12 protein-coding genes are annotated in these 12457 nt (G+C 65.8%); 5 read left to right on the forward strand and 7 right to left on the reverse strand.

Features of this window, described 5'->3' with window-relative positions:
* Positions 1–47 precede the first annotated feature (47 nt).
* Positions 48–1613, reverse strand: a complete 1566-nt coding sequence (murJ, locus tag ACOYR4_RS17715; protein ID WP_422847496.1) for a murein biosynthesis integral membrane protein MurJ — start codon at positions 1611–1613, stop codon at positions 48–50.
* A 244-nt stretch (positions 1614–1857) separates the two neighbouring features.
* Between murJ and rpsT the strand changes: the two genes are divergently transcribed.
* Positions 1858–2160, forward strand: a complete 303-nt coding sequence (gene rpsT, locus ACOYR4_RS17720; RefSeq protein WP_015015385.1) for a 30S ribosomal protein S20 — start codon at positions 1858–1860, stop codon at positions 2158–2160.
* A gap of 181 nt (positions 2161–2341) precedes the next feature.
* Positions 2342–2878, forward strand: a complete 537-nt coding sequence (locus tag ACOYR4_RS17725) for a hypothetical protein (protein ID WP_422847497.1) — start codon at positions 2342–2344, stop codon at positions 2876–2878.
* Positions 2879–2927: 49 nt separating this feature from the next.
* Here ACOYR4_RS17725 and ACOYR4_RS17730 read toward each other — a convergent pair whose 3' ends face one another.
* On the reverse strand, positions 2928–3254 hold the full coding sequence (locus ACOYR4_RS17730) for a DUF3579 domain-containing protein (protein WP_015015387.1): 327 nt from the start codon (positions 3252–3254) through the stop codon (positions 2928–2930).
* A 241-nt stretch (positions 3255–3495) separates the two neighbouring features.
* Between ACOYR4_RS17730 and ACOYR4_RS17735 the strand changes: the two genes are divergently transcribed.
* Genes ACOYR4_RS17735 through ACOYR4_RS17745 form a run of 3 tightly spaced genes read left to right on the forward strand, consistent with a single transcriptional unit; the run spans position 3496 to position 6327 of the window.
* Positions 3496–4692: an aspartate aminotransferase family protein gene (locus tag ACOYR4_RS17735; RefSeq protein ID WP_015015388.1), complete on the forward strand. Its 1197-nt coding sequence runs from the start codon at positions 3496–3498 to the stop codon at positions 4690–4692.
* 17 nt (positions 4693–4709) lie between these two features.
* Positions 4710–5639 carry an ornithine carbamoyltransferase gene (gene argF / locus ACOYR4_RS17740; RefSeq protein WP_422847498.1) on the forward strand — a complete coding sequence of 310 codons (930 nt, stop codon included), beginning with the start codon at positions 4710–4712 and terminating at the stop codon, positions 5637–5639.
* 7 nt (positions 5640–5646) lie between these two features.
* Positions 5647–6327, forward strand: a complete 681-nt coding sequence (locus tag ACOYR4_RS17745; protein ID WP_422847499.1) for a hypothetical protein — start codon at positions 5647–5649, stop codon at positions 6325–6327.
* Positions 6328–6652: 325 nt separating this feature from the next.
* On the opposite strand, the gene feoB is transcribed toward ACOYR4_RS17745, so the two are convergent.
* The 5 genes from feoB to ACOYR4_RS17770 form a co-directional block, all read right to left on the reverse strand.
* Positions 6653–8578 (reverse strand): ferrous iron transporter B, encoded by a 1926-nt coding sequence (gene feoB / locus ACOYR4_RS17750; RefSeq protein WP_422847500.1) that lies wholly within the window; start codon positions 8576–8578, stop codon positions 6653–6655.
* A complete protein-coding gene (locus tag ACOYR4_RS17755; protein WP_422849685.1) occupies positions 8575–8904 on the reverse strand; it encodes a FeoA family protein in 330 nt (109 codons plus the stop codon). Before ACOYR4_RS17755 ends, feoB begins: the two co-directional genes overlap by 4 nt.
* Positions 8905–9038: 134 nt before the next feature.
* Positions 9039–9470, reverse strand: coding sequence for a hypothetical protein (locus tag ACOYR4_RS17760; RefSeq protein ID WP_422847501.1), 432 nt, complete (start codon positions 9468–9470; stop codon positions 9039–9041).
* The gene (locus ACOYR4_RS17765; RefSeq protein WP_422847502.1) at positions 9458–11302 is read right to left on the reverse strand and encodes a S9 family peptidase; all 1845 of its coding nucleotides are present in this window, start codon (positions 11300–11302) and stop codon (positions 9458–9460) included. The genes ACOYR4_RS17760 and ACOYR4_RS17765 overlap by 13 nt, the downstream gene beginning before the upstream one ends.
* Positions 11303–11542: 240 nt before the next feature.
* Positions 11543–12418 carry an NAD(P)-dependent oxidoreductase gene (locus tag ACOYR4_RS17770; protein WP_309822537.1) on the reverse strand — a complete coding sequence of 292 codons (876 nt, stop codon included), beginning with the start codon at positions 12416–12418 and terminating at the stop codon, positions 11543–11545.
* Positions 12419–12457 lie beyond the last annotated feature (39 nt).

The following is a 12457-nucleotide window of genomic DNA, read 5'->3' on the forward strand; positions in this document are numbered from 1 at the left end:
AGCACGGGCTTTGCAGGGTATTTCGGGGGCCGAACGGCCGATGCCGGTCAGCGGCGCAGCAGCTGGCGCAGCTTCAGACCGGCGGCCCACAGGGCGCCAAAGTACAGCACCGCAGCGGTCGCTATCATTGCTGCCAACAGGCCGATGCGCTGCAGGCGCTGCGCTTTCATTTCCACCCAGTCGAAATGCTGCGCACCCCACGCCAGCAGCACAGCCAGCAAGGCGCTGGCAGCCACCACCTGCAGGGCAAACCGCCCCCAGCCTGGCAGCGGCCGGTAGCTGCCACGCCGCAGCAGCCCCACCAGCAGCCACGTCGCGTTGATGACCGCCCCCACGCCGATGGACAGCGTCAGCGCGGCATGCTGCAAATAGGGCACCAGCACCAGGTTCATCATCTGCGTGAACACCAGCACCGCCACCGCAATCAGCATGGGGGTGCGCATGTCGTGCTTGGCAAAGTAGCCCGGCGCCAGCACCTTGATGGCCACGATGCCCACAATGCCCACCCCGTAGCCCGCCAGCGCGAGCGTGGTCTGCTGCACATCCCGGTCCGCAAAGGCGCCGTAGTGGTACAGCACAGCCACCAGCGGCTTGGCAAACACCAGCAGCGCCACCATGCAGGGCACCGACAACACCACCACCAGCCGCAGCCCCCAGTCGAGCATGGCGGAGTAGCGTTCGTCGTCTTGCTTGGCGCGGGCGCTGGCCAGTTGCGGCATCAGCACCACGCCCAGCGCCACGCCCAGCAGCGCGGTGGGTAGCTCCATCAGGCGGTCGGCATAGGTGATCCAGCTCACGCTGCCAGTGGCCAGGTGCGAGGCAATCTGTGTGTTGATGAGCAACGAGACCTGTGCCACGCTCACCCCCAGCAAGGCGGGTAGCATCAGGCGCGCCACCTTGCGGGTGGTGGGGTCGGCCCAGGCCGCACGGATGGCCGCCCAGCGCACGCCAATGCGCGGCAGCAGTCCCAGGCGCAGCAGCGCAGGCACCTGAATGCCCAGTTGCAGCAGACCGCCCAGCATCACGCCCGCTGCCTGGGCATAGATGGGCTCAATGCCATGCCGCGCAAACAAGGGCGCGCCCAGCGTGATGGACAAGATGAGGGCAATGTTGAGTAGCACCGGCGACGCGGCGGGCACCGCAAATTTCTTCCAGGTATTGAGAATGCCCCCCGCCAGCGCCACCAGCGACATGAAGCCGATATAGGGGAACATCCAGCGCGTCATCGTGACGGCGGCGTCAAACCCCTGGGGGGACTGTTTCATGCCACTGGCCATCGCCCACACCATCCAGGGCGCGCCCAGCACACCTGCGATGCACAGCAGCACCAGCGTCCAGGCCAGCAAGGTGCCCACATGATCGATCAGCGCCTTGGCAACGTCGTCGCCCTCCTCGGCCCGGGTGGCAGCCAACACCGGCACAAAGGCCTGGCTGAAGGCGCCCTCGCCCAGCACCCGGCGGAACAGGTTGGGAATGCGGAACGCCACATTGAAAGCGTCCGTCATGGCACTGACCCCAAAGACGGAGGCCATGAGCAACTCGCGCACCAGCCCCGTGATGCGGGAGACGAGGGTCAACAGGGAAACGGTGGAGGCGGCTTTGAACAGTGACACCGGCGGGAGTGTATGCGCTTGCAGGCGCGCACTTTCAGCAGGCAGTTCAGACCCAATAGGCGGCAGAAGCTTCAAAGAACGATCCTTCTTGAGGGAGTGGATCACCCACTGTGAACGGTGCGTGTGAGGCGAACAGGAAGTGGGTGAGGTGGGCGTGAAGCGTTGTCGCAGTGGCGCAACGAAAGGCTCTGGGCTATAATCGCGGGCTTTGCTGGCATCATCCACAGACCTAAGGAACTAAACAATGGCATCCGCAAAACCCAAGAAGAAGAACCCGCGCCTGGCGTCGGGCCGCAAGCGCGTCCGTCAGGACGTCAAGATCAACGCTGCAAACACCTCGCTGCGTTCGAAATACCGTACCGCTGTCAAGAACGTCGAAAAGGCTGTTCTGGCTGGCGACAAGACCAAGGCGACCGAACTGTTCGCCAAGATGCAAGCCGTGGTGGACACCGTGGCTGACAAGGGCATCTTCCACAAGAACAAGGCTGCTCGCGACAAGAGCCGTCTGTCTGCCAAGGTGAAAGCCCTGGCACCCGCAGCCGCTTAATCAATTCATCGCCTGCCCCGGCAGGCAAACAGCCCGAATGGCACCTGCCGTTCGCCGTTTGTAACGGGTGCGCTGCCAGCAAAAAAACGAACAAACCGCCTTCGGGCGGTTTTTTCGTTGTGGGCGTCCACATAGCAACCGGCTACATTGCCCGGCAATACCCCCCACTCCACGAGGCCCCATGATCCTGCGTCAGAAATCAGCGTTGGATGGTTTTGCCTACGAGTTTCTGGATGACACCGAAAGCCTGGTGTTGGGCGGATTCCACTATGCGTGGTTTGCGCAGGCCAAAAATGCCCGGTTGCGCGTCTTCAGCGCCGAAGATGCCACCAAGGGCGACATTCAGATGACCTTGCATGGCCAGGCCTGGAGGGTGCGGCATTGCTACCTGAGCCGGGGATACGTCAGCGATATCCGCTATACGCTCGAAACCACCGACGAATCCATCCACGCCCAGGCAGACGCTCTGGGCCAAAGCGCCGGTCAGCGCCTGCCGCGCATCGTGATGGCGCAGCCAGCGGACATCGAGATCGGAACGTCCTCCGGCTGGCTCACAAAGAACTTCCCCGTCACCCACCTGTCCACCGGACAACCGCTGGGGTGCATCCGGGAAAGGTCGCCCATCACCTTCAAACGGGAGCTTGTGATCGACTTGCCTGGCATGGAACCAGCGGTGGCCGCGTTCCTTGGCATCGTTGCGCTCATCGTGCGCTATTGAGGGGCGCCACGGCGCGCAGGCCGCCGTCAGCGCCTCGGCAGGCGCACCCTCAGGGCTTTGGAAGCGGGGGAACGTCAGGCAGCAGGCAGGCCTCGGCCACCTGCAGGTTGTTGTCGCGGGCGAAATTGATCACGAAGTCCCAGGCCATGGGTTCGTGCCCCTGCAGGTCGCGGTGCACCACCACACATTTCACGCCATTGAGCGTGGTGGGAATGCACCAGGGCGAGTAGCTCAAGTGGCTGCCCGGCCTGGCTCCACCGGGTCGAAAGCTGCTCATCACCCCGGCCAGCCGCTCGGCCCAGTCGCTGGGACGAAAGGTTTTCCCGTCGTGGGTGATGCCCTGGATGAAGACTTCTTTGGAGGAGGGGGAAACCATCGGGGATTGGAGTGGTAGTGAGGGTTCAGACGCAGGATCACTGCATGCTGCACCGCAGCGCGACATTCTAACTCTTATATAAGAGCTACCCCTCTAATCCCTATGCCAGGCTCCACCAAGCAGGCAAAAGTCGGCTAGCAGGCAGCATTGCAGTGATGCGCAATCGTCAACAGACCGTCGCCCTGCTCCCCCTAGAATCGTGACTCGTTTTTTCGCCACTGCACCGTCTGGAGATTTCCGCATGACCGCTTTCATTGAGGCAGCTTCGCCCCACGTGATGAACACCTATGGCCGCGTACCGATCGCGCTGGCCCGCGGGCAAGGCAGCCGCGTGTGGGACGTGAACGGCAAGGAATACCTGGACGGCCTGGGTGGCATTGCCGTGAACACGCTGGGCCACAACCACGCCAAGCTGGTGCCCGCGCTGCAGGACCAGATCACCAAGCTGATCCACACCTCCAACTACTACCACTCGCCCCTGCAGGAGCAGCTGGCCACCAAGCTGGTGGAGCTGTCGGGCATGCAGAACGTGTTCTTCTGCAACTCGGGCCTGGAGGCCAATGAGGCGGCCCTGAAGATTGCACGCAAGTTCGGCGTGGACAAGGGCATCGCCAAGCCCGAGATCGTGGTGTACGAAAAGGCCTTCCACGGCCGCTCGATTGCCACCATGTCGGCCACCGGCAACCCCAAGATCTACAGCGGCTTCGGCCCGCTGGTCGAGGGCTTCATCCGCGTGCCGCTCAACGACATCGAGGCCATCAAGAAGGCCACTGAAGGCAATCCCAACGTCGTGGCTGTGTTCTTCGAGACCATCCAGGGCGAAGGCGGCATCAACCCCATGCGCGTGGAATACCTGCAGCAGCTGCGCAAGCTGTGCGACGAGCGCGGCTGGCTGATGATGATCGACGAAGTGCAGTGCGGCATGGGCCGCACCGGCAAGTGGTTTGCCCACCAGTGGGCCGGCATCGTGCCCGACGTAATGCCGCTGGCCAAGGGCCTGGGCTCCGGAGTGCCGATTGGCGCAGTGGTGGCGGGCCCCAAGGCCGCCAACGTGCTGCAGCCCGGCAACCACGGCACCACCTTTGGCGGCAACCCGCTGGCCATGCGCGCCGGGGTCGAGACCATTCGCATCATGGAAGAAGACGGCCTGCTGCAAAATGCCACCACGGTGGGTGAGCACCTCAAGGCGGCACTGCAGCGCGAGCTGGGCAGCCTGCCCGGTGTGAAGGAGATCCGGGGCCAGGGCCTGATGCTGGGCATCGAGCTGAACAAGCCCTGCGGCGCACTGATTGGCCGCGCGGCCGAGGCAGGCCTGCTGCTGTCGGTCACGGCCGACAGCGTGATCCGCCTGGTGCCTCCGCTGATCCTCACCACGGCTGAAGCCGACGAAATCGTCGCCAAGCTGACCCCGCTGGTCAAAGCCATCCTGGCTGAATGAAGAATAGTCCCACTGCCATGACGACGCTGAAACATTACCTGCAGTTCACCGACCTCTCCGCCGACGAGTACGCCTACCTGTTCGAGCGCGCCGCGCTCATCAAGAAGAAGTTCAAGGCCTACGAAAAGCACCACCCGCTGGTGGACCGCACGCTGGCCATGATCTTTGAGAAGGCCAGCACCCGCACGCGCGTGAGCTTTGAGGCGGGCATGTACCAGCTCGGCGGCAGTGTGGTGCACCTGACCACGGGCGACAGCCAGCTGGGCCGCGCCGAGCCCATCGAGGACAGCGCCAAGGTCATCAGCCGCATGACCGACCTGGTGATGATCCGCACCTACGAGCAAAGCAAGATCGAGCGTTTTGCCGCCAACTCGCGCGTGCCCGTGATCAACGGCCTGACCAACGAATACCACCCCTGCCAGATCCTGGCGGACATCTTCACCTACATCGAGCACCGTGGTTCCATCCAGGGCAAGACGGTGGCCTGGGTGGGCGATGGCAACAACATGGCCAACACCTGGCTGCAGGCGGCGTCGCTGCTGGGCTTCAAGGTGCATGTGAGCACGCCACGCGGCTACGAAGTGGACGAGAAATTGGCCGCTGGCGCCCATGGAATCAGCGCTGACAGCTATCAATTCTTTAGCAACCCCATGGAGGCCTGCCGGGGTGCCGATCTGGTCACCACCGATGTGTGGACCAGCATGGGCTACGAAGCCGAGAACGAAGCGCGCAAGAAGGCCTTTGCCGACTGGTGCGTGGACACCGAAATGATGGCTGCGGCCCAACCCGACGCCCTCTTCATGCACTGCCTGCCCGCACACCGGGGCGAAGAGGTCGAGGCCGACGTGATCGACGGGCCGCAGTCGGTGGTGTGGGATGAGGCAGAGAACCGCATGCATGTACAAAAAGCACTGATGGAATATCTGCTCTTGGGCAAACTGGCCTGACAGCCCCATGCCCTGGCGCCGCCAGCCCGCCCACAGCGCCGAATTGCTGGCGCACTGGCAGGCCCTGGGCCAAGCGCTGGGGCGCGATACATCCGCCTGGCGCGCCGAGGGCCGGCGCCTGCTGCGCAGCTGGGCCCGCTGGCCCCGCGCCTACCACGACACCACCCACCTTCGGGCCTGCCTGCGGCACCTGCAGGCGCTGCAGGGCCACCAACCCGGCGCGATCCATGACCCCCATACTGTGGCCCTCGCCCTGTGGTACCACGACGCCATCTATTGGCCGTGGAGTGCACACAACGAAGAGCGCAGCGCCGACCGGGCGCACCAGTTTCTGCTGAGCCAAGGGCTGCCCACCACGCTGGCCGAGACCGTGCACCAGCATGTGATGGACACCCGCCACACCCCGGGCCCACTCACCGGCGATGCGTTGTGGGTGGTGGATATAGACCTCGCTATCCTGGGCCAGAACGCCGCGGTGTACCGCCAGTTCGAACGCAACGTGCGGCGTGAATACTTCTTTGTGCGCTGGCCGCGCTATGTGGCAGGGCGCAGCGCCGTGCTGCAGGGGTTTCTGGACCGCCCGCACATCTACGGCACGGACTACTTTGCGCAGCGCTACGAGGCCCAGGCGCGCGTCAACCTGCAACAGGCGCTGAGCGCGCTGGGCCAGGGCCAGATGTACCAGTAGTCAATTGGAGCCAAAACAGCCTGCAGCGCTAGTGAATCATGCGCTAGTAGCTATACAAAAGATAGCCCTCACTGAGAAGCAGGCCCTCGACGAACAGGCATCGCCACGGGTTTTGCAGCTGCTGCATCGGATGGCGCCGCGCAACTGCCGCAGCTGCTGCACCCACCATCGCTCGCACCACAGCCCGGCGACTGGACCAGGCCCGGGTGGACCTTGCCCAACCCCTGGCGCAAGCGCCCGGGCAGGTACCGCCAGAGCACATAGAGCGCCGCGGCGAGCACGATCAGACCAACGATGAATTGCTGGGCCATCACAACGCTTCTCCTCAGCCCCCGCCCAGCGCCAGCGCCACGCGGTAGGTCACAAAGCTGGCGGCATACGCCATGGCAAACAGGTACCCCACCATGAGCAGGGGGTAGCGCCAGCCATTGGTCTCACGCCGCACGGCGGCGATGGTGGAGATGCACTGGGGCGCAAACACATACCAGGCCATCAGCGACAGCGCAGTGGCCAGCGACCACGAGCCCGCAATCAGCGACCCCAGCTGGCTCGCCACCTCGTCGCCCGTGGCAGACAGCGCGTACACCGTGCCCAATGCGCTCACCGCCACCTCGCGCGCCGCCATGCCGGGCACCAGGGCAACGGCGATCTGCCAGTTGAAGCCGATGGGCGCGACGATGACCTCCAGCAGACGGCCCAACTGGCCGACCAGGCTGTAGGTGATGGCGGGCTGCGTGGCGCCTTCTGGTGCGCCGGGGTAGGTGGACAGGAACCACAACAACACGGTAACGGCCAGGATGATGCCGCCCACCCGCTTGATGAAAATCACCGCCCGCTCGTACAACCCGTAGGCCAGGCCGCGCACGCTGGGCCAGCGGTACGCGGGCAGCTCCATCATCAGCGGGGTGGCGCGCGTGTCGCTGCGGGCGAGCTTGGCCACTGCGGCTACGGCCATGGCGCTGACGATGCCCGCCACATACAGCGCAAACAGCACCATGCCCTGCAGGTTGAACACCCCCGCCACCGTGCGCTCGGGGATGAAGGCTGCGATCAGCAACGCATACACCGGCAGGCGCGCCGAGCAGGTCATGAGCGGGGCGATCATGATGGTCACCAGCCGGTCGCGCCAGTGGGTGATGGAGCGTGTGGCCATCACGCCTGGCACGGCGCAGGCAAAACTCGACAGCAGGGGAATGAACGAGCGGCCCGACAGGCCCACCGTGCCCATCACGCGGTCCAGCAAGAACGCCGCACGCGGCAGGTAGCCCGAGTCCTCCAGCGCCAGGATGAACAGGAACAGGAACAGGATCTGCGGCAAGAACACCAGCACCCCGCCCGCACCCGCCAGCACCCCGTCGGTCAGCAGGCTGCGCAAGGGGCCGTCGGCCATGTGGGCGTTGACCAGGGCTGCCAGCCAGCCCACGCCATCTTCGATCCATGACTTGGGCAGCTCGGCCCAGCTGAACACCGCCTGGAACATCAGGAACAGCGTGGCCGCCAGGATCAGCAGGCCCCACACCGGGTGCAGCACCACCGCATCGATGCGGTCGTCCGTGCGCAGGCTGACCACCGGCACGCGCACGGCCTGGTCCAGAATGCGCCGCACCTCCTGGTGGGTGCGGATGACGTCGTTTTGCGCCTCCAGATCGCTCGCGTCCAGGCGCGCCGCCGCATCCGGCGCCACCACGGGGCGCTGCAGCTGCTGCAGGTTGGCACCATCCAGCCACTGCACCAGCTCCTGGGCGCCGTTGCCGCGCACGCCCACGGTGGCCAGCACGGGCATGCCCAGCTCGCGCGACAGCGCCTCGCGGTCGATGGCGATGCCCTGGCGCTCAGCCACGTCCATCATGTTGAGCACCAGCACCATGGGCAGGCCCAGGGCGCGCGCCTCCAGCACCAGGCGCAGGTTCAGGCGCAGGTGGGTGGCATCGGTCACGCACACCAGCACATCCGGCACGGGCTCGCCCGCGCGGCGCCCGCGCACGATGTCGCGGGTGATGGCCTCGTCCACACTGTGTGCATGCAGGCTGTAGGCGCCCGGCAGGTCCAGCACGCGCACGCGGCGGCCGGCGGCGGTCTGCAGCAGGCCCTCCTTGCGCTCCACCGTCACGCCCGCATAGTTGGCCACCTTCTGGCGCGCGCCGGTGAGCAGGTTGAACAGCGCGGTCTTGCCGCAGTTCGGGTTGCCCAGCAGCGCTACGCGCAGGGGCGCATCGACGGGGGTGGGCTTCACAGTGGCCTGAGCGTTCATGCCAGCTCCTTGGCAGGCAGGGTGGCGTCATCCAGCGGCTGCACCTGCACCATGGAGGCCTCCTGGCGGCGCAGCGCAAACGTGGCCTGCCCGACGCGCACCGCGATGGGGTCGCCGCCCCAGCCGCCGCGCGCGACCACCTGTACGGTTTCACCGGGCAGAAAGCCGATCTCCAGCAAGCGCAGCAGCATGCTGTGCTCTTCCGCGTCCTGCGCGGGCAACAAGCCCGTGACCCGGCCCAAGGCGCGGCGCGGCAACTGGTCCAGCCGCGAGGACAGGTTCTGCTGCGTAGGAAGATGCAACCGCGCCGCAGCGCCATCGTCCATGGTTTTCATGGTGACTGGCCTCGATACAAATAATAGTGATTCTCATTCTATCAATATCTGTATCGCAGTGGTCGCCGTCGCAATCTCTCCTTGATGCAGCGCAAGCTGCAATGCGCCCTGCCCCGCCAGAGCAGTCAGTCACATCGCTCAAACCGCTTGCACTCCGCCGTGACGCGGATGGACGTGAGCGTGTTTTCGCCGTCGATGTGCCGGGCAGTGAACTGCACCCAGGCTCCCTGCGAAATGCCGTGCAGCAATCCAGGGTTGGCCACCCGGAAGGTCTGTGTGGTGAATGGCAACTTGGCGCGGGGCAGCAGCTTGAGCCGCACCAGCGTGGCGTTGCCGCTCGCATCCATCTCCACAGACACCAGCCGCGCACGGGTGTAGACCGGAGCCGCAGGGGCGGCACCCTCTACAGCAGCCGAGGCCGCGCCCGCTGGTGCAACGGGCTGGGCGCCTGCCGCACCCCACACGGCGGCCAAGACCAGTGCGGTGGCAACCCCGCAGCCGCGCTGCTCCCAACGGGCAAGCAACCAAGTGACGGCCTGCCCCATCAGAACGCCCACGCGCCCAGCTGGTAGTAGTCAAAACCACTGGTCCGCCCACCCAGGCATTGGGCGAGGAAGTCCTCGGTCTTGCGGTACATGGTGAGGTTATTGGGCCAGCGCTGGTTGCCGTGTCCGTCCCCTTTGAAGGTGACGTAATCGACCTCTTTACCCGCCTTGCGCAGGGCCGCCACCATCCATTCGGACTGCTCCAGCTTCACGCGCGGGTCGTTCACGCCGTGCATGATGAGGATGGGCTTTTGCGCATGCTCCGCCCGGTACAGGGGCGACTTCGCATCCATGCGGGCGCGGTCTTCCGGCACAGCCGGGTTGCCCACATAGCGGTGCCACCAGGGCAAGCCCAGCTCCCAATACGGCGGCGCGGCCTCCAGCAGGCGCGCGATGTCCGTCACGCCCACCACATCCACGGCACACGCAAACACTTCGGGCGTGAAGGTGGCGCCCACCAGGGCTGAATAGCCGCCGTAGCTCGCGCCATAGATCGCCACGCGCTGCGGGTCGGCCACGCCGCTTTCCACCGCCCAGCGCACGCCGTCCACCAGATCGTCGTGCATGCGGCCCGCGAACTCGCCCCGGGCTTTTTCCATGTGGTTGCGGCCGTAGCCGCTGGAGCCCCGGTAGTTGACCTGCAGCACCGCATAGCCCCGGTTGGCCAGAAACTGCTGCATGGCGCGGCTGGTAGCACCGTCGCCCCAGCGGTCACGCGCCCACGGGCCGCCATGCACCAGCAGCACGGTGGGCAGCCGCTGCGGCGCTGCCCCCACGGGCAGCGTGAGGTAGCCGTGGATGGTGAGACCATCGCGCGCGGTGTAGGAGATGGGCGCGGTGGGCGCCAGGTCCTTGGCAATCAGACTCAGGCGGTTCTCGCCCAGAAAGCGGAGTTCGTGCCCATCGCGCAGCAGGTAGCTGCGCGTGCCCCGGTCGGTGGCCACCGCCACCGTGAGCACCTTGTCGGTCTGGTCCAGGCTGGTCACCAGCACCTCTGCAGGCTTGTCACCGGCCAGCGCAGACAGGCGAGCATCCAGCGCAGGGTCGAACACCTTGCGCGCGGGGTAGCCCGGCATGAAGTACGCCAGCAGCGGCTCGCGAGTGCGGCGGCTCAGCGTCACGTTATCCAGGTCCACGTCGGGCGAGGCAAACCACTCTTCCTCGGCGCCCGTGGTTAGGTCCAGCCGCACCAGCGCCAGCTTGTCGCGGCCCCGGTTCGACAAGGCCCAGGCCTTGCGCCCCTCATCGTGCACGCCAAAGATGTTCAGCGTGTCCCATCGGCTGCGCTCTGCCACGGTCACCCAGGTGCCTGGCGCGGTGCCGGGCCGCTCCAGCAGCACCTGCTCGCCCTGGATCTGTGCACGGGCGCGCAGCTGGCCCGTGGTGTCCACGCCCCACCAGTTCACGTTGCCGGGGTTGGTGGCCAGCAGCACCGGCGCGCCACCTGCCGGGTTCACGCGGTACAGGTCAAACACCTTTTTGTCGCGCTGGTTGGAGGTGACGATGAAGTCGGACGAGGCATCCACCGCCTCCGCAAAATGCGCCACTGAACGCGGTGCGGGCATCAGCTCGCGCAAGTCGGTACCGGGGCCCTCGACCGCGCCCGCATAGATGCGGGTGTTTTCATCGCCCGTGGGGTCGGCCGTGATGCCAAGCCAGCGGCTGTCGGCACTGAAGCGGATGGTGCGCGCACGGATGCGAAACGCCTTGGCGTCGCCCCCATCGATGGACTGCACCCAGATCGCAGGCACCACGCCGTCGGTGCCAAACCAGGCAATGCGCTTTCCATCGGGCGACACGCGGTAGCCGCCGGTGGACTGGCGGCTGGCGACGAAGTCGCGCACGGGGATCAATTCGGGCAGCTGGGCTCCTGCCAGTGCGGGATGCGTCGGGCCACTGGCACAGCCCGCCAACAAAACTCCCGACAACACCGCACACCACCCTATCCATCTTGGCGCCATGGAACTCCTCCTCATCTCGTACAACATGGCGGCATTGTGGAGTGCCCAACCTTTGCGCCAGCCAAAGGGCCGGGCCGGCACAGCGGCACGCATATCGCTGCGTGCTGCGGGCCGAGGGGCCCGCTACAGCGCCTCGGTACGCGCCTCCAGCGCTCTGACCACCGCCACCATGTCCTCCTGCCCCAGGCCCATGTCGGCGGTCTGCGCGAACAGTGCGTGGCACGCATCCAGCAGCGGCGACGCCAGCCGTGCACTACGAGCCGCCTGGGCCACGAGCTGGTTGTTCTTGAGCACATCGTGGATGGCGGCCTGCACCTCGAAGTCGCGCGCAACCAGCTTGGCCAACTTCATCTGCGACACGCTGCTGGCCATGGGGCCCGCATCGAGCACCGAGCGGAACAGCTCCATGTCCAGGCCATTGCGGTCGGCAAAGTGCGCGGCTTCGCACAGTCCAGTCACCATGGTGATGAGAAAGAGGTTCACCGACAGCTTCATCAGCAAGGCCGACGGCACCGCCCCGCAAACGAAGGTGGTGCGGCACATGGGCGCCAGCAAGGGCTGCACCGCCTGCACGCTGGCCGGGTCGCCCGCTAGCATGCCCACCAGCTGTCCAGCCTCTGCCGGCTTGCGCGAGCCCGAAACAGGCGCCTCGACATAGCGCCCGCCGGCGGCCAGGATGTCCTGCTCCAGCGCCTTGGAATATTCGGGTGAGGTGGTGCCCATGTGCACGATGGTGCGGTCCCGCACCTGTTCTGCAAAAGCCGGCGTACCGCGCCGCAGCGCTTCATCCATGGCCGGCTCGTTGGCCAGCATGAGGACGATGACCTGCGCCTGCGCGCAGACCTCGGCGGGTGTTGCGCCCACTTGCGCGCCAGCGGCGCGCAGAAGCTCACATTTCTCGGGCGACCGGTTCCACACCCACAACGGGGTGCCGGCGCGCGCCAGGTTCAGTGCCATGGGAAGGCCCATGACGCCCAGTCCGATAAAGCCAATCTGCATAGGAATACCTTTCTATCTTTCTGTCAGCGGAGGGTTGAC

Source organism: Acidovorax sp. M14, from assembly GCF_049331375.1.
GTDB lineage: Bacteria > Pseudomonadota > Gammaproteobacteria > Burkholderiales > Burkholderiaceae_C > Acidovorax.

What these genes read in the sequence shown, in the direction of transcription:
- rpsT (WP_015015385.1), top strand. Translation starts at nt 1,858, where the DNA reads ATGGCATCCGCAAAACCCAAGAAGAAGAACCCGCGCCTGGCGTCGGGC.
- ACOYR4_RS17725 (WP_422847497.1), top strand. Translation starts at nt 2,342, where the DNA reads ATGATCCTGCGTCAGAAATCAGCGTTGGATGGTTTTGCCTACGAGTTT.
- ACOYR4_RS17730 (WP_015015387.1), bottom strand. Translation starts at nt 3,254, where the DNA reads ATGGTTTCCCCCTCCTCCAAAGAAGTCTTCATCCAGGGCATCACCCAC.
- ACOYR4_RS17735 (WP_015015388.1), top strand. Translation starts at nt 3,496, where the DNA reads ATGACCGCTTTCATTGAGGCAGCTTCGCCCCACGTGATGAACACCTAT.
- argF (WP_422847498.1), top strand. Translation starts at nt 4,710, where the DNA reads ATGACGACGCTGAAACATTACCTGCAGTTCACCGACCTCTCCGCCGAC.
- ACOYR4_RS17745 (WP_422847499.1), top strand. Translation starts at nt 5,647, where the DNA reads ATGCCCTGGCGCCGCCAGCCCGCCCACAGCGCCGAATTGCTGGCGCAC.
- feoB (WP_422847500.1), bottom strand. Translation starts at nt 8,578, where the DNA reads ATGAACGCTCAGGCCACTGTGAAGCCCACCCCCGTCGATGCGCCCCTG.
- ACOYR4_RS17755 (WP_422849685.1), bottom strand. Translation starts at nt 8,904, where the DNA reads ATGGACGATGGCGCTGCGGCGCGGTTGCATCTTCCTACGCAGCAGAAC.
- ACOYR4_RS17770 (WP_309822537.1), bottom strand. Translation starts at nt 12,418, where the DNA reads ATGCAGATTGGCTTTATCGGACTGGGCGTCATGGGCCTTCCCATGGCA.